22 protein-coding genes are annotated in these 23,617 nt (G+C 70.1%); 16 read left to right on the top strand and 6 right to left on the bottom strand.

Going from position 1 to position 23,617, the window contains the following annotated elements; translation table 11 throughout:
• The first annotated feature begins 40 nt into the window (after nt 1–40).
• From AC07OD_RS17800 to AC07OD_RS17780, 5 genes are all read left to right on the top strand, one after another.
• Nucleotides 41–916 carry a PhzF family phenazine biosynthesis protein gene (locus tag AC07OD_RS17800; protein ID WP_492245114.1) on the top strand — a complete coding sequence of 292 codons (876 nt, stop codon included), beginning with the start codon at nt 41–43 and terminating at the stop codon, nt 914–916.
• Between the two features lie 26 nt (nt 917–942).
• Nucleotides 943–1,626 (top strand): VOC family protein, encoded by a 684-nt coding sequence (locus tag AC07OD_RS17795; RefSeq protein ID WP_494597662.1) that lies wholly within the window; start codon nt 943–945, stop codon nt 1,624–1,626.
• A gap of 5 nt (nt 1,627–1,631) precedes the next feature.
• Entirely contained in the window at nt 1,632–2,273 is a 642-nt protein-coding gene (locus AC07OD_RS17790; RefSeq protein ID WP_218341811.1) for a LysE family translocator, read from the top strand.
• Nucleotides 2,270–3,253, top strand: a complete 984-nt coding sequence (locus AC07OD_RS17785; protein WP_494597661.1) for a threonine dehydratase — start codon at nt 2,270–2,272, stop codon at nt 3,251–3,253. Before AC07OD_RS17790 ends, AC07OD_RS17785 begins: the two co-directional genes overlap by 4 nt.
• Nucleotides 3,254–3,349: 96 nt before the next feature.
• Complete coding sequence (locus tag AC07OD_RS17780; protein WP_492245111.1) at nt 3,350–4,021, top strand: histidine phosphatase family protein; 672 nt, start codon at nt 3,350–3,352, stop codon at nt 4,019–4,021.
• A 155-nt stretch (nt 4,022–4,176) separates the two neighbouring features.
• On the opposite strand, the gene AC07OD_RS17775 is transcribed toward AC07OD_RS17780, so the two are convergent.
• Nucleotides 4,177–5,043 carry a creatininase family protein gene (locus AC07OD_RS17775; RefSeq protein ID WP_218296929.1) on the bottom strand — a complete coding sequence of 289 codons (867 nt, stop codon included), beginning with the start codon at nt 5,041–5,043 and terminating at the stop codon, nt 4,177–4,179.
• A gap of 131 nt (nt 5,044–5,174) precedes the next feature.
• Between AC07OD_RS17775 and AC07OD_RS17770 the strand changes: the two genes are divergently transcribed.
• The 4 genes from AC07OD_RS17770 (at nt 5,175) to AC07OD_RS17755 (ending at nt 13,124) form a co-directional block, all read left to right on the top strand.
• Nucleotides 5,175–5,930 (top strand): alanyl-tRNA editing protein, encoded by a 756-nt coding sequence (locus AC07OD_RS17770; protein WP_494597660.1) that lies wholly within the window; start codon nt 5,175–5,177, stop codon nt 5,928–5,930.
• A gap of 287 nt (nt 5,931–6,217) precedes the next feature.
• Nucleotides 6,218–10,018, top strand: coding sequence for a DUF748 domain-containing protein (locus AC07OD_RS17765; RefSeq protein WP_494597659.1), 3,801 nt, complete (start codon nt 6,218–6,220; stop codon nt 10,016–10,018).
• Nucleotides 10,019–10,222: 204 nt separating this feature from the next.
• Nucleotides 10,223–12,463 carry a protein-disulfide reductase DsbD family protein gene (locus AC07OD_RS17760; protein WP_494597658.1) on the top strand — a complete coding sequence of 747 codons (2,241 nt, stop codon included), beginning with the start codon at nt 10,223–10,225 and terminating at the stop codon, nt 12,461–12,463.
• Nucleotides 12,464–12,518: 55 nt separating this feature from the next.
• Entirely contained in the window at nt 12,519–13,124 is a 606-nt protein-coding gene (locus tag AC07OD_RS17755) for a thioredoxin family protein (protein ID WP_494597657.1), read from the top strand.
• Between the two features lie 127 nt (nt 13,125–13,251).
• On the opposite strand, the gene AC07OD_RS17750 is transcribed toward AC07OD_RS17755, so the two are convergent.
• Entirely contained in the window at nt 13,252–13,602 is a 351-nt protein-coding gene (locus AC07OD_RS17750) for a hypothetical protein (RefSeq protein ID WP_218296924.1), read from the bottom strand.
• A gap of 91 nt (nt 13,603–13,693) precedes the next feature.
• Between AC07OD_RS17750 and AC07OD_RS17745 the strand changes: the two genes are divergently transcribed.
• Both AC07OD_RS17745 and AC07OD_RS17740 read left to right on the top strand, forming a co-directional pair.
• Complete coding sequence (locus AC07OD_RS17745; RefSeq protein WP_218341301.1) at nt 13,694–14,209, top strand: CoA-binding protein; 516 nt, start codon at nt 13,694–13,696, stop codon at nt 14,207–14,209.
• 60 nt (nt 14,210–14,269) lie between these two features.
• Entirely contained in the window at nt 14,270–15,595 is a 1,326-nt protein-coding gene (locus AC07OD_RS17740) for an O-acetylhomoserine aminocarboxypropyltransferase/cysteine synthase family protein (RefSeq protein ID WP_492245107.1), read from the top strand.
• Nucleotides 15,596–15,608: 13 nt separating this feature from the next.
• Here AC07OD_RS17740 and AC07OD_RS17735 read toward each other — a convergent pair whose 3' ends face one another.
• Entirely contained in the window at nt 15,609–16,418 is an 810-nt protein-coding gene (locus AC07OD_RS17735; RefSeq protein ID WP_492254020.1) for an IclR family transcriptional regulator, read from the bottom strand.
• Between the two features lie 143 nt (nt 16,419–16,561).
• On the opposite strand from AC07OD_RS17735, the gene AC07OD_RS17730 reads away from it, so the two are divergent.
• The 4 genes from AC07OD_RS17730 to AC07OD_RS17715 all read left to right on the top strand — a co-directional run bounded on the left by AC07OD_RS17730 (nt 16,562) and on the right by AC07OD_RS17715 (nt 20,547).
• A complete protein-coding gene (locus AC07OD_RS17730) occupies nt 16,562–17,521 on the top strand; it encodes an MBL fold metallo-hydrolase (protein ID WP_218296919.1) in 960 nt (319 codons plus the stop codon).
• A 26-nt stretch (nt 17,522–17,547) separates the two neighbouring features.
• Nucleotides 17,548–19,200 (top strand): FAD-dependent oxidoreductase, encoded by a 1,653-nt coding sequence (locus AC07OD_RS17725; RefSeq protein ID WP_494597656.1) that lies wholly within the window; start codon nt 17,548–17,550, stop codon nt 19,198–19,200.
• Nucleotides 19,201–19,214: 14 nt separating this feature from the next.
• Complete coding sequence (locus tag AC07OD_RS17720) at nt 19,215–19,475, top strand: DUF2783 domain-containing protein (RefSeq protein WP_218297010.1); 261 nt, start codon at nt 19,215–19,217, stop codon at nt 19,473–19,475.
• A gap of 103 nt (nt 19,476–19,578) precedes the next feature.
• Nucleotides 19,579–20,547 carry a Bug family tripartite tricarboxylate transporter substrate binding protein gene (locus AC07OD_RS17715; RefSeq protein ID WP_218296917.1) on the top strand — a complete coding sequence of 323 codons (969 nt, stop codon included), beginning with the start codon at nt 19,579–19,581 and terminating at the stop codon, nt 20,545–20,547.
• Between the two features lie 168 nt (nt 20,548–20,715).
• On the opposite strand, the gene AC07OD_RS17710 is transcribed toward AC07OD_RS17715, so the two are convergent.
• The 3 genes from AC07OD_RS17710 to AC07OD_RS17700 are packed head-to-tail and all read right to left on the bottom strand — an operon-like array spanning nt 20,716 to nt 22,445.
• Complete coding sequence (locus tag AC07OD_RS17710) at nt 20,716–21,276, bottom strand: DUF2062 domain-containing protein (RefSeq protein ID WP_492808009.1); 561 nt, start codon at nt 21,274–21,276, stop codon at nt 20,716–20,718.
• An 11-nt stretch (nt 21,277–21,287) separates the two neighbouring features.
• Nucleotides 21,288–21,449, bottom strand: coding sequence for a hypothetical protein (locus AC07OD_RS17705; RefSeq protein WP_492808008.1), 162 nt, complete (start codon nt 21,447–21,449; stop codon nt 21,288–21,290).
• Nucleotides 21,450–21,464: 15 nt separating this feature from the next.
• On the bottom strand, nt 21,465–22,445 hold the full coding sequence (locus AC07OD_RS17700) for a TerC family protein (RefSeq protein WP_494597655.1): 981 nt from the start codon (nt 22,443–22,445) through the stop codon (nt 21,465–21,467).
• A gap of 254 nt (nt 22,446–22,699) precedes the next feature.
• Here AC07OD_RS17700 and AC07OD_RS17695 point away from each other — a divergent pair, with 254 nt between their 5' ends.
• Nucleotides 22,700–23,605 carry a LysR substrate-binding domain-containing protein gene (locus AC07OD_RS17695; RefSeq protein ID WP_494597654.1) on the top strand — a complete coding sequence of 302 codons (906 nt, stop codon included), beginning with the start codon at nt 22,700–22,702 and terminating at the stop codon, nt 23,603–23,605.
• The last annotated feature ends 12 nt before the right edge of the window (nt 23,606–23,617 follow it).

Genomic DNA, 23,617 nt, shown 5'->3' with positions numbered 1-23,617 from the left:
GCCCGTTTCACCACTATTTGTTCCAAGGACCACGACCACCATGCAACAGCGCCCCTTCAAGCAAGTCGACGTCTTCACTGACCAGCCCTACCGCGGCAACCCGCTGGCGGTGGTGCTCGATGGCACCGGCCTCAGCACCGAGGCCATGCAGGAGTTCACCAACTGGACCAACCTGTCCGAAGCCACCTTCCTGCTGCCCCCCACGCCCGAAGGCCGCGCCGCCGGTGCCGACTATCGCGTGCGCATCTTCTGCCCCGGGCGCGAACTGCCCTTTGCCGGCCACCCCACGCTGGGCAGCTGCCACGCCTGGCTGCAGGCCGGGGGCCAGCCCCGGGTGGCCGGCACCGTGGTGCAGGAGTGCGGCGTGGGCCTGGTCACGCTGCGCCAGGACGGCGAGCGCCTCGCGTTCGCGGCGCCCGCGCTCATCAAGAGCGGCCCGCTGCCCGAAGCCGATGTAGCCCTGATCGCGCGCGGCCTGGGCGTGGCGCGCGGCGACATCCTGCACCACGCCTGGTGCGACAACGGTCCCAACTGGCGTGGTGTGATGCTGCGCTCGGCCGAGCAGGTGCTGGCGCTCAGGCCGGACGCCAGCATCCTCGGCCATCTGGACGTGGGCGTGGTGGGCCCGCGTGGAAAAGTGGGCGTCATCGGCAGCACCGACGCCGAGGGCATTGCCTTCGAGGTGCGCGCCTTCTTCCCCGGCAACAACGGCCTGGCCGAAGACCCGGTGACCGGCAGCCTCAACGCCGCGCTGGCCCAGTGGCTCATCGGCGCCGGCCTGGCCCCCACCCGGTACGTGGCCAGCCAGGGCACCTGCCTGGCCCGCGCGGGCCGCGTGTTCGTGGAGCAGGACGGCGACACCATCTGGGTGGGTGGCAGCTCCGTCACCTGCGTGTCGGGCGAGGTGCTGCTGTGACGGCCGCCGCGCCCAGGCCGCCCTGCGTGGACCATCTGGTCGTGCTCGCGGCCGACCTGGCCTCGGGCGTGTCGTGGTGCGAACGCACGCTGGGCATCACGCCCACGGCAGGCGGCGAACACCCGCTGATGGGCACGCACAACCGCATCCTGAATGTGGGGAGCACCGCGCATCCACGCACCTACCTGGAGATCATTGCTATCAACCCAGGAGCTGCTCGCGCAATACCAGAAAGCGCCAGACGCTGGTTTGACATGGATGATGCCGCCTTGCAGCACCATGTGGCGCAACACGGCCCACGGCTCATCCACTGGGTGGCTTCCGTGCCCGACGTGGCCGAAGGGTGCGCCGCGCTGTCGGCGCTCGGCATGGAGCGCGGCGCCATCGTCACCGCCAGCCGTCCCACGCCGCAAGGGCTGCTGCAGTGGCAGATCACCGTGCGCGGCGATGGGCTGCGCCTGATGGACGGCTGCCTGCCCACGCTCATCCAGTGGAGCGATGCGCACCCTTGCGACAGCCTGCCGGCATCTGGCGTGCAACTGCAGTCCCTGGCGCTGCAGCACCCGCAATCGGCCACGCTGCAGGCCGCCTGCGCAGCAGTCGGCGTGGCGGCCCACGTGGCCGTGGGCGCGGGGGATGTGCCCCGCCTCACCGCCCAGCTCTCCACGCCGCGCGGCCCGGTCACCCTTTCATCCTTCATTCCGGAGTAACCACCATGCTCTTTTCCGCACAGGAACTGCTGCTCTTCGCGCTCGCCGCCCTCGTGCTGGTGCTCACGCCCGGCCCCAACATGGTCTATTGCGTCTCGCGCAGCCTCACCCAGGGACCGCGCGCGGGGCTGATCTCGCTGGCGGGCGTGGTGCTGGGCTTTCTGGTGCACCTGCTGGCGGCGGCACTGGGCCTCACCGCGCTGCTGGCCGCCGTGCCCGTGGCGTTCGATGCCATCCGCTACGCCGGGGCCGCCTACCTGCTGTGGATGGCCTGGCAGGCCGTCAAGCCCGGCGGCGCCGCGCCCTTCGAGGCCCGCAACCTGCCGCACGACGGCCCGCGCACGCTGTTCCTCATGGGCTTCATGACCAACCTCCTGAACCCCAAGGTCGCCATGTTCTACCTGTCGTTCTTCCCGCAGTTCCTGCACCCCGAGCGCGGCCACCTGCTGCTGCAGAGCCTGACGCTGGGCGCGGTGCAGATCACCACCAGCGCGGCCGTCAACGCACTGCTGATCCTGTGCGCCGCCCGCGTGGCGCTGTTCCTCAACCGCAACGCCGCATGGATGCGGGCCCAGCGCTACTTCATGGGCACGGTGCTCGGCCTGCTCGCCCTCAGACTGCTCACCGAAAAGAAAGCCGCCGCATGAACGCCCGCCTCGACACCACCCCCCTCCTGCCCACCCTGGCCGACATCGAGGCCGCCGCGCAGGTGGTGTACCGCGACTTTCCGCCCACGCCCCAGTACCGCTGGGGCCTGCTGAGCGAACGCCTGGGCACCGACTGCTGGCTCAAGCACGAGAACCACACGCCCGTGGGCGCCTTCAAGATCCGCGGCGGCCTGACCTACTTCGACCAGCTCGCCCGGCGCGGCGCCATGCCCCGGGAGGTGATCAGCGCCACGCGCGGCAACCACGGACAGAGCATGGGCTGGGCCGCGCGCAGCCACGGCGTGGCCTGCACCATCGTCGTGCCCGAAGGCAACTCGGTCGAGAAGAACGCCGCCATGCGCGCGCTGGGCGTCACGCTCATCGAGCACGGCAGCGACTTCCAGGAGGCGCGCGAGTTCGCCATGGACCTCGCGGCCGAGCGCGGCGCCCACATGGTGCCCAGCTTCCACCCCGACCTGCTGCGCGGCGTGAGCACCTACTGGTGGGAGTTCCTGCGCGCCGTGCCCCAGCTCGACGTGGTGTACGTGCCCATCGGCCAGGGTTCGGGCGCGTGCTCGGCCATCGCGGCCAAGCTGGCGCTGGGCCACGGCGTGCGCGTGGTGGGCGTGGTCAGCAGCCATGCCACCACCTACGCCGACTCGCTGGCCGCAGGCCGCGTGGTCGAGGCGCCGGTCACCACGCGCCTGGCTGACGGCATGGCCTGCCGCGTGGCCGACCGGGAGGCGCTGGCCATCATCGCCCCGCACATCGACCACATCGTGCAGGTGAGCGACGACGAGGTGGCCGCCGCCATGCGTGCCCTTTTCACCGACACGCACAACGTGGCCGAGGGCGCGGGCGCGGCCGCGCTGGCGGCGGCGCTGCAGGAGCGCGCGCAACTCCAGGGGCAGGCAGTGGGCCTGGCGTTGACGGGAGGCAACGTCGACGCGCCGGTGTTCGGCAGCGTCCTGGCGGCCTGACCACCTTGTCCATACGGGCTCAATTGCTACATCTTCAGTAGCATTGGTCGCTTGTGCGACAAGCGCCAGGGCCCGAATCTGGCCACAATCCGCCGCATGGGAACCCTCTACCTCGTGCGCCACGGCCAGGCCTCGTTTGGCGCGGATGACTACGACCAGCTGAGCGCGCGGGGCCGTGAGCAGGCCGTGCGCCTGGGCGAATACTGGCGCGCGCGCGGCCTGGCGTTCGACGCCGTGATCACCGGCACGCTGCGCCGCCACACACAAACGCTGGAAGGCATCGCCGAGGGCCTGCGGACCGCGCCCGAGGTGCTGCGGCTGCCGGGGCTCAACGAGTACGACAGCCATGCGCTGATCGCCGCCATCCACCCCCAGCCCCTGGGCCGCGCCGACACGCCCGAGCTGTACCGCCAGCATTTCCGCATCCTGTGCGACGCGCTCGCCCAGTGGATGGCCGGCGTCATCAGCCCGCAGGGCATGCCCAGCTGGAACGAATTCTCCGCCGGCGTGCGCGCGGCACTGGACCATGTGCGCCATCACCACGTGGGCCACAACGTGCTGCTGGTGAGCAGCGGCGGCCCCATCTCGACCGCCGTGGGCGAAGTGCTGGGCACGGCGCCCGAGGTGACGATCGCCCTGAACATGCGCCTGCGCAACAGCGCGGTGACGGAGTTCTCCATCGCGCCCAAGCGGCTGATGATGCAGACCTTCAACACCCTGCCGCACCTGAACGAGGGGCCGCACCTGGACTGGATCACGCACGCATAGCCGCCAGCGGGCCCGCCTGTTCCCCTGCCCGCCTATCCAGCGCGCCCGGAACCGGGTTCAGGGCACGGGGTTCGAGCTCACGGGCGCAGCCGTGGCAAATCCCGGCGAGGCATGGTGCCGCCGGGCCACGGTGGGCCCGGCCAGCACATCCGGGCCTATTCCCATTCCGTATCGGGGCGCACCGTCTGCGGCGCCAGGTCCGCAAGCTCCTGCAGCAGCGCCACCAGTTGGCCCGCCGCGGCCTCCACCACCGCGCGCCCCTTGCCCGCCGTGGCGCCAGCGGCATTGCCCACGGCACCCGCGGGGTGGTAGTCCTGCATCTGCCAGCCCAGCTTGGCGCTCTTGCCGTTGCCCAGAATGGCGTAGCGCTCCGCCCGGTCCTGCGACGTGGAGCGGAAATCCCGCGCGTGCTCCATGTGCACCGCGCCAGGCGCCAGGTGCAGCATCATCGAGGTCTCGATCTCGCCCGCGTGGATGCCAAAGCGGTGCTCCTCGCCGCTGAACTGGCCCGCCACCGCATCGGGCAGCGGCAGGCTGAACCAGCTGGCGCTGTAGACGATGAGGTCGCAGCGCGTGCGCAGCTCGCGCGCCACGATGTCCATCACGCTCACCTGGCCGCCGTGGCCGTTGAACAGCAGCAGCTTCTTGATGCCCGCACGGGCCACACATTCGCCGATCTCGGTCCACAGCGCGATCACCGTGGCGGGGGACAGCGTGAGCGTGCCCGGAAAGCGGATGTGCTCCGGGCTCAGGCCCACGTTCTGCGGCGGCAGGAAGAGCACGGGCAGGTCGGCGGGCAGCTGCGGCAGCGCCGCGTCGATCACGCCCTGCAGCAGGGTGGCATCCACCGACAGCGGCAGGTGCGGGCCATGCTGCTCGACGGCGGCCACGGGCAGCACGGCCACCACCTGGCCGGCCTGGCCCGTGCCCTGCAGCGCGGCAAAGTCGCGGGTGGACAGGTCGGCCCAGAAGCGGGAGGGCAAGGCGGGGCGGGCGGAGGAGGTCGCGGCGGCAGCGGTCATGCCGCGATGTTAGGGCCTGTCCGGGGCCGCGTCACTTCGGCGCCGCCTTGCCCAGCCCATGGCAGCCGGCGGCCCGCGCCCGTGGTATCCCTGCAGCCACGGGGCGCCGCCCATGCCGCTACCATCACCGCATGACCCAAGACATCTTCCGACAAGACGCCTACCTGCGCGACTGCGATGCGCACGTCACCGCCATCACCGACACCGGCGCCATCGTGCTGGACCGCACGGTGTTCTATCCGCTGGGCGGGGGCCAGGCCGGCGACAGCGGCGTACTCGTGCTCGCCGACGGCAGCAGCATTGCCATCGCCGACACCCGCAAGGGAAAGGATGCCGACGGCAACCCCACCAGCGACATCGTGCATGTGCCCGTCCCCGGGCAGGAAGACGGCCTGGCGCGGCTGGCGGCGGGCACCGCCGTGACCGCCCGCATCGACTGGGAGCGCCGCCACCGCATGATGCGCCTGCACACCACCTCGCACCTGCTGTGCCATGTGGTGCCGCAGCTGGTCAACGGCTGCTCCATCACCCCCGACTACGCGCGGCTGGACTTTGCGATGACCGACCCGCTCGACAAGGAAGCCCTCACCGCCGCCATCGCCGCCCTGGTGGCCGCCGCGCACCCGCTCACGGTGGCCTCGATCAGCGACGAAGAACTGGACGCCAACCCTGCCCTGGTCAAAAGCATGAGCGTGCAGCCCCCGCGCGGCACGGGGCGCATCCGCACCATCCGCATCGGGGGTGACAGCGGTGCACCGCTGATCGACCTGCAGCCCTGTGGCGGCACCCATGTGGCCAACACGTCCGAGATCGGCGCCATCGTGGTGACGAAGATTGAAAAGAAAAGCGCCACCACCCGCAGGGTGGTGCTGGGCTTTGCCCAGTGAGCGCAGCGAAGAGCGCTTTTCCTTGGGGTGCACTCATGGGTGCGCAGCGCAAATGAGTGCGCACCAAAAGACGTGGCACTTGGCCACCACCCGCAGGGTGGCACCGGGCTTTGCCCAGTGAGCCCACGCCCTGGCCACCCCCTCAAATGTCAACAATCTTGAGCCAGGGCGGTACCCCCGTTGCATTGGTTTACGCGGCCTGACGTACAACAGGGACAATAGCGGCCCGCGCACGCGGTCTTGCACCAGGCCTCCTGGGACGGCGGCGCTCACTTCTGCCTGCCGCCATGCCGTTTTCCCTGCGCTCCGTCACCCCTGCCTCCGTCCGCCAGCACCGCTGGTTCCGCCCCATCGTGCGCGCCGCCCTGGCCCTGGCCGGGCTGTGGCTGTTGACCTGGCTGGCCGTGCCGCCGCTGCTCAAGGGCCCGCTGGAGCGCGCGGCCACCGCGCAGCTGGGCCGTGCCGTGACGGTGGGCGCGATCGATTTCAAGCCCTGGACGCTGGAGCTGGCCCTGCGCGACGTGGCGGTGGCCGGCGCCGACGAGGGCGCGCCACCCCAGCTCACCATCGGCCGCATCTACGCCGACGGCGAACTGCAGTCACTGCTGCGCCTGGCGCCCGTGGTGGATGCCTTCACCGTGGAAAACCCCGTGCTGCGCCTCACGCACCGCGGCGATGGCCATTACGACGTGGACGACATCATCGCCAAGGTCACCGCGCCAACGAACGAGCCCGACACGGGGCCGGCGCGCCTGGCGCTCTACAACCTGGCGCTGACCGGCGGCAGCATCGACTTCACCGACAGCAGCGTGGGCAAGACCCACGAGGTGCGCGAGCTGGCGCTGCAGGTGCCGTTCGTGAGCACCCTTTCCAGCCAGCGCGACGTGAAGGTCGAGCCCCACCTGGCGTTCGTGCTGGGCGGCAGCCGCTTCGACTCCTCCGCCCAGGGCACCCCCTTCGCCCAGACCACCCATGCCGACGCGAACGTCCGCTGGCAGGGGCTGAATCTCGCGCCCTATCTGGGGTACCTGCCCGCGAGCCTGCCGGTCAAGGTGCAGGGCGCCACGCTGGATGTGGATGTGAAAGTGGCGTTCGAGCAGGCGCCCCGCATGGCCGTGAAGCTCAGCGGGACCGTACAGGCACGCGATGTGCGCATGACCGACCGGGGCGGCCAGGACCTGCTGGCCTACGACGGGCTGAAGATCGACATGGCCGATGTGCGGCCGCTGGAACAGATCGTGCGTCTGAGCCATGTGGAGCTGACCGCGCCCGTGGTGACCGCCACGCGCAACGCGTCGGGCGACATCAACTGGGCCCAGCTGGCCCAGGCGCCGTCGGCCCCCGCGCAGGTCGCACAGGCCGCGCCGGCCAGCGCCGCGCGCGGGCCCGCCAGCTCCGAGGCAGCGCCCCCAACACCCGCCAGCGGCGCTGCATCGGGCCCCGCGCGCGCCAGGGCCGCAGCCCCCCGCGCGCCCGCGCCGTGGGAGGTGTCCGTCGCCAGCGCCGCGGTGCGGGGCGGCACCGTGCGCTGGGCCGACCAGGGCACGCGCCCGGCCGCCGCGCTGCAGGCCACCGACTTCACGCTGAACGCCGCCGGCATCGCCCTGCCCTTCACCGAATCGTCGAAGCCCTTCACCTTCAAGGGGGGCCTCAACGTGCAAGGCAGCGCCCTGGCCTTCGTGGGCGAAGCCACTGACCGGCGGGCGCAGACCACTGTCTCGGTCAACGCGCTGGCCCTGCAGCTGGCGGCCCCCTATCTGGCGCAGGCGCTGGAGCCGCAGGTGTCCGGACAGCTGACGGGCGACGTGGCCGTGCTGTGGGAGGCGCCCAGCCCCAAGGCCGCGCAGGCCGGCGCCACCGGCGTCACCCTGACGGCCGGCCCCCTGGCCCTGGAGCAACTGTCGGTGAAGCAGGGCAAGACCACGCTGGCCAGCCTGGGCAGGCTGGAGGTGCAGGGCGCCCAGGTGCCGCTGGATGCCCGCACGGTCACGCTGGAGAAGCTGACCCTCAGCCAGCCGCAGGCCACGGTGGACCGGGGCGCGGACGGGCGCTGGATGTTCGAGCGCTGGGCCAAGGGCGCCAGCCCGTCGCCCGCCCCCGCCAGCCCGCCCCCGGGCACCGCCGCGGCCGCCCCCTGGAAGCTGCGCGTGGCCGATTTCGCCGTGCAGGGGGGCGTGGTCTCCTTCGCCGACAACGCCCAGGCACGGCCCGCGGCCCTGGAAGTTTCCGCCCTGAACCTGAGCGCCAGGAACCTTGCCAGCGACGGCGCCAGGCCCGAGGCCTTCCAGCTCTCGGCGCGCGTGGCCGCGCCCGGCAAGGGTGGCGCCAGGGGCGCGGGCAAGCCCGAGGCAGGCCGGATCGACTACCAGGGCACCCTGGCCCTGCAGCCCCTGGCCGCGCAGGGCAAGCTCGACATCGCGCGGCTGCCGCTGCATGCGCTGGACGGCTACCTGGCCAGCCAGCTGTCGGTGGAGCTGCTGCGCGCGGACGTGGGTTTCCGGGGCCAGGTCGCGCTGGCGCAGAACGACAAGGGCACCAGCCTGCGCCTGGCGGGCGACGCCGCCGTCGACGAACTCAAGGCCAACAGCACGGCCGCCTCCACGCCCAAGACCGAGGCGCAGGTGGGCGAGGAACTGCTGGCCTGGAAAAGCCTGAGCCTGCGCGGCCTGTCCGTGGCCACGGCGCCGGGCACGGCGCCGCGCGTGGAGGTCAAGGAGACCAGCCTGGTGGACTTCTTCGCGCGCATCACCGTGAACGAGGTCGGCCGCATCAATCTGAGCGACATCGCCAAGACCCCCGCCGAGGCGCAGGCCGCGAACGCCGCCAGCGCCGCAGCGAGCGGCCCCGCGGCCTCTGCCTCCGCCGCGGCCCCCGCCAGCGCCGCAGTGGCCCAGGCCGACCCGCTGGCCCCGGTGGTGCAGTTCGGGCCGGTGAGCCTGGTCAATGGCCGGGTGGCGTTCTCGGACTTCTTCATCCGGCCCAACTACTCGGCCGACCTCTCGGAGCTGACCGGCCGGCTCAGCGCGTTCTCTTCCGAGGCCCCGGGCGGCGAACCCATGCTGGCCGACCTGGAGCTGCGCGGCCGTGCCGAGGGCTCGGCGTCGCTGGAAGTCACCGGCAAGCTCAACCCGCTGGCCAAGCCCCTGGCGCTCGACATCGTGGGCAAGGTGCGCGACCTGGAGCTGCCGCCGCTCACGCCGTATGCGGTGAAGTACGCCGGACACGGCATCGAGCGCGGCAAGCTCAGCATGGATGTGAACTACAAGGTGCTGCCGAGCGGCCAGCTCACGGCCAGCAACCGGCTGGTGCTCAACCAGCTGACCTTTGGCGAGCCGGTGGAGGGTGCGCCCAACAGCCTGCCGGTGAAGCTGGCGGTGGCGCTGCTGGCCGACCGCGACGGCGTGATCGACCTGGACCTGCCCATCAGCGGCTCGCTGAACGACCCGCAGTTCCGCCTGGGCCCGGTGATCGGCCGGATCATCGTCAACCTCATCGGCAAGGCCCTCACCGCCCCCTTCAGCCTGCTGGCCAGCGCCTTTGGCGGCGGCAACGAGCTGAGCCACGTGGCCTTCGCGCCGGGCAGCGCCGCGCTCACGGCCGAGGCGAAACAGAATCTGGACAAGGTGGTGAAGGCGCTGACCGACCGGCCGGCCCTCAAGATCACCGTGACCGGCATGGCGAGCCTCAAGGACGAGCGCGAAGGCCTGCAGCGCGAACGCCTGCAGCAGCTGGTGGCCGCCGAAAAGCGCCGTGCGGGCGGGGGCGACACGGCAGCGCCCGTGTCGGCGGCCGAGTACCCCGCCCTGCTCAAGGAGGTGTACCGCCGCGCCGACATCCCCAAGCCGCGCAACCTGGTGGGCCTGGCCAAGGACCTCACGGTGCCCGAGATGGAAACCCTGCTGATCACCAGCCAGAGCGCCACCGACGCGATGGCCGCCGAACTCGCGCAGGAACGCGGCCAGGCGATCCGGGCCTATCTGGTGGCGCAGAAGCTGCCCGCCGAACGGCTGTTCGTGGCCGCGCCCAAGTCGGGCAGCCAGCCCGACAAGTGGACACCGCGTGCGGAACTGAGCCTGAACACCCAGTAGCCCCCGTGCCGCCACGAGACGCGGCGGCTCTTCGGGGCGGTCCCCGGCGCCTCCTGCCGGAGCTGCTGCGCCCGTTTCCCCAGGGGGCCCGCGGGGCGCGCCCCGTTCCAGAGGGAGGGCGGTCCCGCGCACAATGGCGGATTCACTGAATGGACGGCCGGGCGCCGGAACCAACGGCGCCGCGCCTGCTCCCACACTGCAACCATGCCCCAACGCCTGCTCCACCGCCTTGCGGTCACTCTGCTTTTCATAGCTGCCAGCGCTTTATGGACAAGCGCCAGCGCCCAATTCAGCTCCAAAACCAGCGGCCAGGGCACGAGCGTGGTCACCACGCCGTATGTGCGGGCCGAGCTGATGGCCCATGCCCCCCAGGGCGTGGCGCCCGGCCAGCCGCTGTGGCTGGGCCTCTCGATCACCCACCAGCCCGAGTGGCATACCTACTGGAAGAACCCCGGCGACTCCGGCCTGCCCACCGACCTGGCCTGGACGCTGCCCGCCGGCCTGGACGCGGGCGAGATCGCCTGGCCCCTGCCCCGCAAGATCCCCATCGGCACCCTGGCCAACTACGGCTATGAAGGCACGGTGCTGCTGCCCGTGCCCGTCACGGTGGCCGGCAGCTTTGCCGCCGGGCCGCTCGCCAGGGACGCCACGATCAAGCTGCGCGCCTCCTGGCTGGTCTGCCGCAAGGAGTGCATCCCCGAAGAGGGCGAATTCACGCTGCAGCTGCCCCTGCGCAGCACCACGGCCCTGAACGGCGCCGCGTTCGAGGCGGCCGCCCAGGCGCAGCCCCGGCCCGTGCTGGCGGGCACCGGCGGCATCGTGCCGGACAGCCAGGCGCAGATTTCCGACGGCAATGCGCTGCAGGTCAGCGTGCAGGGCCTGCCCGTGGCGCTGCGGGGCAAGACGCTGGACCTGTTCCCCGAAACCGCCGAGGTCATCGACAACGCCGCCAGTTGGAAGCAGGCCTGGAACGGCACCGTCTGGACCGCGCAGATTCCCCTGTCTGCCCAGCGCAGCAACAGCCCCACGCTGATGCCCGTGGTGCTGGCCGAGCAGATGGCCGCGCACGCCACCGGCCCCGACACCCGCACCGGCTACCGGGCCGAGCTCAAGGTGCTGGGCACCTGGCCCCCCGCGGCCTCGGTGGCCAGCGTGTCGCCCGCCTTGGAGGCCGCGCTCAAGGCCAATGCAGCGCAAGCGGGAGGAGCGGCAGCGTCGGCCGCAGGCTCCGGCGCATCGTCCCTCACCCTCGCGGCGGCGCTGCTGGGTGCCTTGCTCGGCGGCCTCATCCTCAACCTCATGCCCTGCGTGTTCCCGGTGCTGGCGATCAAGGTGGTGGGCTTCACCCGGCACGCGCAGGACCGCCGCGCGCACCGGCTCAGCGGCATGGCCTACGCGGCGGGCGTGGTGCTGTCGTTCATGCTGCTCGGCGCGCTCATGCTGGGCCTGCGCGCGGCGGGCGAGGCCATTGGCTGGGGCTTTCAGCTGCAGTCGCCGGCCGTGGTGGCCTCGCTGGCGGCGCTGTTCACGCTGATCGCGCTCAACCTGGCGGGGGTGTTCGAGTTCGGGCAGTTCCTGCCGTCCTCGGTGGCCAGCCTGCAGGCGCGCCACCCGGTGGCCGACAGCTTCCTGACCGGCGTGCTGGCCGTGGCCGTGGCATCGCCCTGCACCGCACCATTCATGGGCGCATCGCTGGGCCTCACGGCCACCCTGCCCGCGCCGCAGGCGCTGGCCGTGTTCGCGGCGCTGGGTCTGGGCCTGGCGCTGCCGTTTCTGGCCGCGAGTTTCATCCCCGCCGTGGCCCGCGCGCTGCCGCGCCCCGGCGCGTGGATGGACACCTTCCGCAAGCTCATGGCCTTCCCCATGCTGGCCACCGTGGTCTGGCTGGTGTGGGTGCTGGGCCAGCAAAGCGGCATCGACGGCGCCGGTGCGCTGCTGATCCTGCTGGTGGGGCTGTCGCTGGTGGTGTGGGCGCTGTCGCTGGCGGGCCGCGCGCGCGTGTGGATGGCCAGTGTGTCCATCGCGGCGATGGCCTTGCTGGTCTGGGCCTTTGCGCCGCATATCACCACCATGCCCGCCACGCAGGCCGCCCCGCAGGTTTCCGCCAACGGCTGGCAGCCCTGGGCACCCGGCGCGGCCGAGCAGATCGTGGCCACGGGCCGCCCCGTGTTCGTGGACTTCACCGCCGCATGGTGCGTGACCTGCCAGTACAACAAGAAGACCACGCTGGCCGACGCCGACGTGATCGCCGACCTGCAGGCCAGGAACGTGGCCCTGCTGCGCGCGGACTGGACGCGCCGCGACCCCGACATCACCGCCGCGCTGGCGGCGCTGGGCCGCAGCGGCGTGCCCGTGTATGTGTTCTACCGGCCCGGCAAGCCGCCCGTGGTGCTGACCGAGGTGCTCAGCGTGGACGAGGTGCGCTCCACCATTGCCCAGTTGTAGAGGTTTTCACCCCGTTTCTTTTCCATCGATAGCCAACCCTTCAGGAGAGTCCGCCATGAAGATGCTTCGCCGTACGTTGATTGCCACCGCCGCGCTGGTGGCGCTGGGTGCCCAGGCCGCCGCGACCGTGGGCCAGCCCGCCCCGGACTTCACGCTCAAGGACGCCGCCGGCAAGACGGTGCGCCTGTCGGACTTCAGGGGCAAACATGTGGTGCTGGAGTGGACCAATCCCGGCTGCCCCTTCGTGCGCAAGCACTACGACAGCGGCAACATGCCCGCCACGCAGAAGCACGCCACCGGCCAGGACGTGGTGTGGCTGGCGGTCAATTCCACCGAGAAGGCCAGCAGCGACTACCTGGAGCCCGCCAAACTCACGGCCTGGCTCGCCGAGCGCAAGGCCGTGCCCACCGCCGTGCTCATGGACGAGGAGGGCACCGTGGGCAAAAGCTATGGTGCGCGCACCACGCCGCACCTGTACATCGTCAACCCGCAGGGCGTGCTGGTCTATGCGGGCGGCATCGACAGCATCCCCTCGGCCCGGCCGGCCGACATCGAGAAAGCCACCAACTATGTGAAGGTGGGGCTGGCCGAGGCGCTGGCGGGCAAGCCCATCACGGCGGCGACGACCGCGCCGTATGGCTGCAGCATCAAGTACAAGTAGGAAGCCCCCCTGAGGCGCTGCGCGCCTTCCCCCGGCGGGGGACGCCACCGGTAGCCTGGCGGAGCCAGTTCCACGGTGGCACTGGTGTGGGGAGCGCGCCAGTTTTTACGAGTGTGGCGGGCTCGGCTCAGCGCGCCACGCAGTTCACGCGCAGCACACGGGGCGCCTGGAAGAACATCGTGTTGCCCTGGCCACGGATGTAGGTGCCACCGTCGCCGTACCCAAAGCCGGTGACCACACGCTCAGGCTGCAGCGGCACGGTGCGGCCGTTGATCTCCAGCAGCGCCGGGCCATCGGGCTGGGCGGGCCAGTGCACCACCAGCATGGGGCCACGGTCACAGGCGTAGGTCGTGACACGCTGGACCTTGGGGACATCGGGCGCGCGGGGCGGCGTGCAGGCGCTCAGGGCAACGGTGGACAGGACAACGGCGGCGGCCACAAGGCCAGTGGCGCGGCGAGCGCGTGGGGGGTTCTGCACGGGATCTCCTCGGAATCTGGGGCGGGGCCACAGTGTGGATGGACAACGGTGCTCTGGCGCCGCAGCAGTCCGTCCCCATACACTGCCATGTATGACACGCACGCCCGACACCATCAGCACCCTGCGCGATATTCTGACGCACTGCCGCACCCTTGCGGTGGTGGGACTGTCGCCCCAATGGCACAGGCCCAGCTATTTCGCGGCCAAGTACATGCAGGCGCATGGCTACCGCATCGTGCCGGTGAATCCGCTCGTCGCGCGCGAGGGCGGGCAGATTCTGGGGGAGACGGCCTACGCCAGCGTGGCCGATGCCGCCCGGGCGCTCGCGGCCCGGGGCGAACGCATCGACATGGTGGACTGCTTTCGCAAGAGCGAGGACATCCCCCCGCTGGCCGAGGAGGCGATCGCCATCGGTGCGCGCTGCCTGTGGCTGCAGCTGGGCGTGTTCAACGAGGCCGCCCGCCTGCAGGCAGAGGCCGCCGGGCTGCAGGTGGTCGAAAACCGCTGCGTGAAGATCGAGCACGCGCGGCTGTTTGGCGGCCTGGGCTGGATGGGCGTGAACACGCGCGTCATCAGCGCCAAGCGCCTGCGGCAACTGCCTTACTAGCAAATTCATAGCAGTCAGCGCTTGCCCATCAAGCGCTTGCTGCCAATTTCATTCAAGACCATGTCCTCATCAGACCACCCCTCCGGCGCCGACCGCGACTTCGGCTTCGGCACCCGCGCCATCCACGCCGGCGCCCAGCCCGACCCCGTGACCGGCGCACGCGCCACGCCGATCCACCAGACGACCAGCTTCGTGTTCGACAACGCCGAACACGCGAGCAGCCTGTTCAACCTGCAGACCTTCGGCAACGTCTACAGCCGCATCAGCAACCCTACGGTGGCCGTGTTCGAGGAGCGCATCGCCAGCCTGGAGAACGGCCGCGCGGCGCTGGCCTGCGCCAGCGGCATGGCCGCGCAGATGGCGGCGCTGCTGGCCATCCTGAAGACCGGCGACCACATCGTGGCGGCCAGCACGCTCTATGGCGGCACGGTGGGCCAGCTCGGCGTGGGCTTTGGCCGCCTCGGCATCGAGACCACGTTCGTGGACCCGGCCGACCCCGAGAACTTTGCCCGCGCCATGCGCCCCCACACCCGCGCCGTGTACGGCGAGACCATCGGCAACCCGCTGGTCAACGTGCTCGACATCGCGGCCGTGGCCGAGGTGGCGCATGCGCACGGCGTGCCGCTCATCATCGACAACACGGTGGCCAGCCCCTACCTGTGCAACCCGCTGGCCCTGGGCGCCGACATCGTGGTGCACAGCGCCACCAAGTACATCGGCGGCCACGGCACGACCATGGGCGGCGTGGTGGTGGAGGGCGGCAAGTTCCCGTGGGACAACGGCAAGTTCCCCGAGATGGTGGAGCCCAGCCGCGCCTACCACGGCGTGAAGTTCTACGAGACCTTCGGCGACTTCGGCTACACCATGAAGGCGCGCATGGAGGTCAACCGCACCTTCGGTGGCGTGCTCTCGCCCATGAACGCGTGGCAGCTGCTGCAGGGCGCCGAGACGCTGCACCTGCGCATGCGCGAGCACTGCCGCAATGCGCTGGCCGTGGCGAAGTTTCTGCAAGGCCATCCGCAGGTGGCGTGGGTCAACTACCCGGGTCTGGCGGATTCTCCGTACTTCGATCTGGCGCAAAAGCAGTTCCGCGCCGTGGACGGTACGCCCGGGGCCTCGGGCATCCTCACGTTTGGCGTGAAGGGCGGCGCGGCGGCGGGCGAGAAGTTCATCGACGCCTGTGAGTTCCTGAGCCACCTGGCCAACATCGGCGACGCCAAGACGCTGGTGATCCACCCCGCTTCCACCACCCACCGCCAGCTGAGCGAAGAAGAGCTGGCCCGCGCGGGCGTGAGCGCGGACATGGTGCGGCTGTCGGTGGGGATCGAGGATGTGGACGACATCCTGTGGGATATCGACCAGGCGCTGGGGCGCGCAACCGCCTGAACGCCCTGGCGCACTAGGCGGAGCTCACCGGCGCCCCCAGCCGTTGTGACAGGCTCCGCGCGGCCTCGCGCAGATGCCGCGCCGCCGGGCTGGCGGGACCCGTCCGCAGCGTGGCGCTGGGCCCGATCACCGCCAGGCACAGCACCAGCTGCCCGAACCCGTCAAACACCGGCGTGGCCAGCGCGCTGATGCCGGGCAGGAGCTGGTCAGTCACCTCGCTGATCTGGTGCGTGCGCACCGCCTCCAGTTCGGCCGCGAACGCGGGTTCATCCAGCGCGCCCGCGAACCCTTCGGCCGCCAAGGCTGCGGCGACGCGTTCGCGCGGCCCGAAGGCCGCGAACACCTTGCCCGTGGCCGTGTGGCGCACCGAGGCCGTGGTGCCGTGGCGCATGGCCACGTACACGGCCGTGGGGCCTTCCTCGACACGGATGATGGTCGGGCCGCTGTCGCCCCACACCGAGGCCGACACGGTGTAGCCGATGCGCTGGGCCAGCGCGGGCAGCTCGGCGATCGCCAGGCGCACCGGGTCCACCTGCTGCAGGCTGATCAGGCCCAGCTGCATGGCCAAGGGGCCCAGGCCGTAGTGGCCGCTCACGGCGTCCTGCTCGATCAGGCCCAGCTTGCCAAAGCTCACCAGGTAGGGGTGGGCCTTGGCGGCCGTCATGTCCGCCGCGCGGGCCAGGTCCTTGAGCGCCATGCGCCGGCCGGTGCGCGCCAGCACCTTCAGCAACTGCCCACCCACCTCCACGCTCTGGATGCCGCGCGGGCTGCGGGGCGTGTCTTCGTCATCGGCAAGGGGCAGGTCGGGGGTCGTGATGGGCATGGGCCCGATTGTCCACGCCTGGCGGCAAGGCACGCCTCTTCGGGTTTTCACCTAAACAAATGCATTAGACATGAACGAATTTCTTGCCTAACATCAACACATTCCGTTTAGATAAACGCATTCATCATTAACAAATCTCCACCATGAGCACCGTCAAAACCTTTGCCTCCGCCGCCGACCTCGAAGTGAAGAAGGTGAGCTTCGACAAGCTCTCCGACCACGCATATGCCTACACCGCCGAGGGCGACCCCAACACCGGCATCATCATTGGCGACGACGCCGTGATGGTCATCGACACGCAGGCCACGCCGGTGATGGCGCAGGACGTGATCCGCCGCATCCGCGAAGTCACCGACAAGCCCATCAAGTACGTGCTGCTCTCCCACTACCACGCCGTGCGCGTGCTGGGTGCCAGCGCCTACGGCGCCGAGCACATCATCGCCAGCGAAGACACGCGCGACCTGATCGTGGAGCGCGGCCAGTTCGACAAGGACAGCGAGATCGGCCGCTTTCCGCGCCTGTTCCAGAACGTGGAGAGCGTGCCCGAGGGCCTGACCTGGCCGACCATGACCTTCAACAAGAAGATGACCTTGTGGCTGGGCAGCGTGGAAGTGCAGATCCTGCAACTGGGCCGGGGCCACACCAAGGGCGACACGGTGGCCTGGCTGCCGCAGGAAAAAATCCTCTTTTCCGGAGACCTGGTGGAGTTCGACGCCACGCCGTATGCGGGCGATGCGTACTTCCAGGACTGGCCGCAGACCCTGGACAACCTGGCCGCCCTGAAACCCGAGAAGCTGGTGCCCGGCCGGGGCGCCGCGCTCCAGACGCCCGAGCAGGTGCAGGCGGGTCTGGCGGGCACGCGCGCCTTCATCAGCGACCTGTACGAAAGCGTCAAGGCCAGCGCCGCCCAAGGCGAGGACCTGCGCAAGGTGTACGAGGCCACCTTCGCGAAGCTGCAACCCAAGTACGGCCACTGGGTGATCTTCAACCACTGCATGCCGTTCGACGTGACCCGCGCCTACGACGAGGCCACGCAGTACCCCGACCCGCGCATCTGGACGGCCGAGCGCGACATTCAGATGTGGAAATCTCTGGAAGGCTGAGCCACTGAGGCTGGAGGAGACAAAAGATGAACCCCAGAGACATTCCTGCCGAGGCGTTCCACGCGAGCGGCCCGGACGTGCAGGCCATCGATTTCGGCTACGTGCGCTCGCCCGACCAGGACAGCGCCGCGCCCGCGCCGCACCCCATCGTGGTCGTGGGCGCGGGCCCCGTGGGCCTGTCGCTCGCCATCGACCTGGCCCAGCGCGGCCAGCGCGTGGTGGTGCTGGACAACGACCACAAGCTCTCCATCGGCTCGCGCGCCATCTGCTTCGCCAAGCGCACGCTCGAAATCTGGGACCGCCTGGGCGTGGGCCAGCGCATGGTGGACAAGGGCGTGTCGTGGAACGTGGGCAAGGTGTTCCTCAAGGACGAGCAGCTCTATGAATTCAACCTGCTGCCCGAAGAAGGCCACGAGCGCCCCGCGTTCATCAACCTGCAGCAGTACTACGCCGAGGCCTACCTGGTGGAGCGCGCGCTGCAGCTGCCCGGCATCGACATCCGCTGGCACAACAAGGTGACCGCCGTGGCCGCACGCAACGACGGCGCCCTGCTCAGCATCGACACGCCCGAAGGCCCCTACCAGGTGGACGCGCAATGGGTGGCCGCCTGCGACGGCTCGCGCTCGCCCCTGCGCCAGATGATGGGACTGGAAAGCAAGGGCCGCATCTTCCAGGACCGGTTCCTGATCGCCGACGTGAAGCTGGCGGGCGATGCGGACTTCCCGACCGAGCGCTGGTTCTGGTTCGACCCGCCCTTTCACCCCGGCCAGAGCGTGCTGCTGCACCGCCAGCCGGACAACGTGTGGCGCATCGACTTCCAGCTGGGCTGGGACGCCGACCCGGAAGAAGAAAAGAAGCCCGGGAACATCATCCCGCGCGTGCAGGCGCTGCTGGGCGCGGATGCGCAGTTCGAGCTGGACTGGGCGAGTGTCTACACCTTTGCCTGCCTGCGCATGGACCAGTTCGTGCACGGCCGCGTGGTCTTCGCGGGCGACAGCGCGCATGGCGTCTCGCCCTTTGGCGCACGCGGCGCCAACAGCGGCGTGCAGGATGCCGAGAACCTGGCCTGGAAGCTGGACTGGGTGCTCAAGGGCCGGGTGGGCCCTGCCCTGCTGGCCACCTACGGACCCGAGCGCGAATACGCGGCGGACGAGAACCTGTGCAACTCGACCCGCGCCACCGACTTCATCACGCCCAAGAGCGAGGTGAGCCGCCTGTTCCGCGATGCCGCGCTGCACCTGGCGCGCGAGCATGCGTTTGCGCGCCGCATCGTCAACAGCGGACGCCTGTCGGTGCCGGCCACGCTGCACCAGTCGCCGCTGAACACGCCCGACGCCGACACCTTCGCGGGCACGCAGGTGCCCGGTGCGGTGCTGCTCGACGCTCCCCTGACAAAACAGGGCCGCCCCACGTGGCTGCTGCGAGAGCTGGGGCCGGACTTCACGCTGCTGGTGTTTGGCCCCGCCCCCCCCTGGGCCCGGGACCTGGCCCATGTGCGGGTGCTGCAGATCGGCATCGACGTGATCGACCACCAGGCGCTGGCCGCGCAGCGGCTCGATGCCCTGCCACGCACCGTGTACCTCGTGCGCCCCGACCAGCATGTGTGCGCACGTTGGCGCACCCCCACCGAAGCGGCGGTGCGTGCCGCCCTGGCCCACGCCACGGCGCCGGCCCCCTGACAAGGAACACCTTCATCATGCTCAACACCCAGCCCCACCTGCAGGCCTGCGACGATTTCTACGAGGCGCTGATCGCTGCGCACCAGGGCCTGTCCACGCCCGAGAGCCACGCCATGAACGCCCGCCTCGTGCTGCTGCTGGCCAACCACATCGGCGACCAGGCCACGCTGCTGCATGCCCTGCAGCTGGCGCGCGGCGCCGCGATGCCTCTGGCAGACCGGCGCGCCACCCAGGCCATCACGCCCGTGGTGCCCACGCACGCCCTGGCGGCCTAGCCGCGCCCCCGCACCCCATCCGCCCCCCGGGGCTTGGCACCGCACGGACGGTGCAAGCCCCGGCTTTGCCCGATTCTTTTGACGACACCCCGGAGACGACACCATGCTGCGCAAACACTTCCTCGCCACCCTTGCCGGGCTGGCCTTGGCCACCACCCTCCCCCAGGCCCATGCCCAGGACACCAAGCCGCTGGAATGGGTGGTGGGCTATGCCGCCGGCGGCGGCTCGGACATCGTCGCGCGCACCATCGCCGAGTCGATGTCGGCCACGCTGGGCCGCCCCATCGTCATCAACAACAAGCCCGGCGCGGGCACCAACATCGCGGCCGAGTACAGCGCGCGCAACAAGGACTTCGGCAACCTGATCTTCTCGGCCGACTTCGCCACGCTGGCGGCCAACCCGTTCCTGTTCAGCAAGCTGAGCTACAACGCCGAGAAGGACTTCCAGCCCGTGGGCCTGCTGGTGCGCTTCCCCATGTTCCTCGTGGTGTCCAACAACGTGCCCGCCAGGAACCTCAAGGAGTTCATGGCCTGGGCCAAGGGCCTGCCCGACGGCGTGAACTGGGCCTCGGCCGGGCCCGGCAGCCCGCACCACCTGGTGGGCGAGCTGTTCCGCGAGCAAAGCGGCCTCAGGCTCACGCACGTGCCCTACCGGGGTGCGGCACCGGCCATCCAGGACGTGATCGGCGGCCAGGTCCCGGCCATGTGGATCGACAGCGCCACCGTGTACCCGTTCCTTGCCGCCGGCAAGGTCAAGGCCATCGGCGTGGCCAGCCCGCAGCGCGTGGGCACCATGCCCGACGTGGCCACCATTGCCGAACAGGGCCTGCAGGGCTTCGAGGGCTTTGCGTGGCAGGGGCTGGTCGCCCCCCATGGCACCTCGGCCGAGGCGGTGGCCCAGTTCAGCAAGGCCCTTCAAACCGCCCTTGCCGACACCCGCACGCGTGCGCGCCTGCAGGCCCTGGGTGTCGAACCCTTGCCCGGCACCGCCGCGCAGATGGGGAGCTTCGCGCGCGCCGAACGCGAGAAGTGGGGTCGTGTGATCACCAAGGTGGGCGTCAAGCTGGATTGAGCCCCCTGAGCGGCTGCGCCGCCTCCTCCTCAGGGGGACGCCATCCGCGGCCTGGCCAAGCCAGTCCCGCGGTGGCACTGGCGATAGCAGCGCGCCGGTTTCGCAGCCCGTGGACTCCAGGATTTGCGGGATTCGCGCTTCGGAAAGCGAGCAGCGCCGATTCGTCCGCTACGCGGCGGCTGAGCGGCAGCGCGCCAGCCGGCGCTTGCGCTGCAGGGCGGGGGCCAGCCACAGCACCTGCACCACGGCGTAACCCAGCGCCGCGAGCAGCAATCCCAGCGTGGGCAGGCCGACCAGCAGTGGCGTGCCCAGGGCCTGGATCCAGGCCGCCATCGCCTGCACGGAGAAATCGCCGCCCGGCGCCACGCTGCTCCATGGCGGCAGGGTTTGCGTGCCGGGCATCACCAGCGCGCCCAGGTAGAAGGCCAGGGCATACAGCGGCACGGTGGTGAACGGGTTGGTATAGAAGGTGGCCACGCCGCCCGCCACCACGTTGCCGCGCAGCCACGCGCACACCAGCAGGGTGCCGGGGATCTGCAGCGGGCCGGGAATGAGCCCGCAGAACATGCCGGCCGCCACACCGCGCGCCAGCGGCTGGCGCTGAAAGCGGAACAGCTCGCGCCGCTCCAGCCAGGGCCGCAAGCGGGCGAGCCAGCCCCGGTCCAGGTGCACGCGGGCCCGGGGTTCCAGGCCGCGCAGCCAGCGGCGCAGGGTGCACAGCATCTGCATCACCACCCTGATCAGCCCCACGCCAGGGCCGCGGCCGTGCCGGCGCCCCACAGGGCGGCAAGGCCCGCCAGCAGGCGCACGTCCCGCCGCTCATTGCCGGCGCGGTACGCCGTCACCGTCGCCCCCACCAGGCCCACCAGCACACAGAGCATGATGGCATCGAGCAATTGCATGGTCTCCTACTCCCTTCAGTCCTTGGATGGCGATGCCAGGGGCTTGTGGGCGCCCGGGGCCGAGTTGCGCAGCGACAGGAAGATCGAACCCGCGATCAGCGATGCCGTGACCAGCAGCGCGTAGCCGATCGGAATCTTCACGAGGTCGATGAGCAGCATCTTGCCGCCGATGAACACCAGCACCAGGGCCAGGCCATAGGCCAGCAGGTGGAAGCGGTCGGCCAGGTCCGCCAGCAGGAAGTACAGCGCACGCAGGCCCAGGATGGCGAAGATGTTGGCCGTGAGCACGATGAACGGGTCGCTGGTGATCGCGAAGATGGCCGGGATGCTGTCCACCGCGAAGATGATGTCCGTGGTGCCGATCAGGATGAGCACCACGAACAGCGGTGTGTAGTGCTTGACGCCGTTGATGGTGGTGGTCAGCTTCTCGCCGTCGAACACGTCGGCGATGCGGATGCGCTTGCGCAAAAAGCGCAGCACCGGGTTGGTCGCGATGTCGGGCTCCTGGCCGGCGGCGAACCACATCTTGGCACCGGTGAACACCAGGAAGGCGCCGAACACGTAGAGCAGCCAGTGGAACGAGGCCAGCAGCCAGGCGCCTGCCAGGATCAGCAGGGTGCGCAGCACGATGGCGCCGATGATGCCGATGATGAGCGCGCGCTTCTGGTGCTGGGCCGGTACCGCGAAGTAGCTGAACAGCATCAGGAACACGAAGATGTTGTCGATGGACAGGCTTTTCTCCACCAGGTAGCCGGTGATGAACTGCATCGACACGGTGTTGGCCACCTCGCGGCCCTGGCTGCCGTCCAGGTACCACCACAGGCCGGCCACGAACACGAAGGCCAGGCTGAACCACAGGGCGCTCCACTTCAGGGCCTCCTTGGTCGTGACCTTGTGCGCGCCCTGGCGCTCCATGACCAAGAGGTCGATGCCGATGGCAACGACCACGAAGACGGCAAAGCCCGCCCACATCCACCAGGTTCCAATGGTTTCCATGATGTTGTTCTCCTTCTTCGCGCAGCGGCGTCAGCGCCGCGAACGCGGCAGGGGTGGCAGGCCCGGGGTCGGGGTGGCGGGGGTGCGGACAGCGGTGTGGTGCATGAGGGGACTCCTGAGAAATTCAAGGCAAGCCCGCACTGTAGGGATGCCTTTGCATCTTTAAAACCTGTCTTTTCGGTACCATTGATCTGGTTTTTACGAACCAAATACTCTTTGCCAAATACCCCTTTGCCCTGTTGGGACAACATGCCATGAGCCAGAGCTTCAACTACCGCCACCTGTACTACTTCTGGGTGGTTGCCAAGGAGGGCGGCATCGCGCGTGCCGCCGAGCGGCTGGACATGGCCGTGCAGACCATCAGCGCGCAGGTGCGCTCCCTTGAGCAGGCCCTGGGCACCAGCCTGCTGCGCACCGAGGGGCGCAGCCTGGTGCTCACCGAGGCCGGCGTGGCCGCGCTGCACGAGGCCGACCACATCTTTGCCCTGGGCGAGCAGCTGACCCACCGCGTGCGCGAGGCCGCCAGCGGCCAGACGCTGCGGCTGAACCTGGGCATCTCGGACGGCATCGCCAAGCTGGCCATGCACCGGCTGCTCACGCCCGTGCTCGACGAGCCCCACCTGCGCCTGCTGTGCCACGAGGGGGAGTTCCAGCCGCTGCTCGGCGAGCTCGCGCTGCACAAGCTCGACGCGGTGCTGGCCGACCGCGCCGCGCCGCCCAACCCGGCCCTCAAGACCACCAGCCAGCTGCTGGGCACGAGTGCCGTGGCCTGGTACGCCCCGCCGGTATGGGCCGAGGCGGCGGCGCAGCAGTTTCCGCAGAGCCTGGCCGTGGTGCCCGTGCTGCTGCCCACGGACCATGCGGCCATGCGTGCGCGCATCGACCACTGGCTGGAGCGCGAACGCATCCGCCCACGCATTGCGGGCGAGTTCGAGGACAGCGCCCTGCTCAGCACCTTTGCCGCCACGGGCATGGGTGTGATGCCGGCCCCCGTGACCGTGGGCGCGCATCTGCTCAAGACCCATGGTCTGGTGCAGGTGGGCACGACGCCCGACGTGCAGGAGCAGTTCCACCTGATCTACAACGCGCGCAAGGTCATGCACCCGCTGCTCACGCGCTTGCTGGAAGCCTCCGAGGGAGGTGCGCTGCTCAACTCCTGAGCAGCGCGTGCT

It is taken from the genome of Acidovorax sp. GW821-FHT10E03, assembly GCF_059415205.1.
The sequence above is the reverse complement of the archived record's forward strand: the minus strand, read 5'-3'. Positions and strand labels throughout refer to the sequence as shown.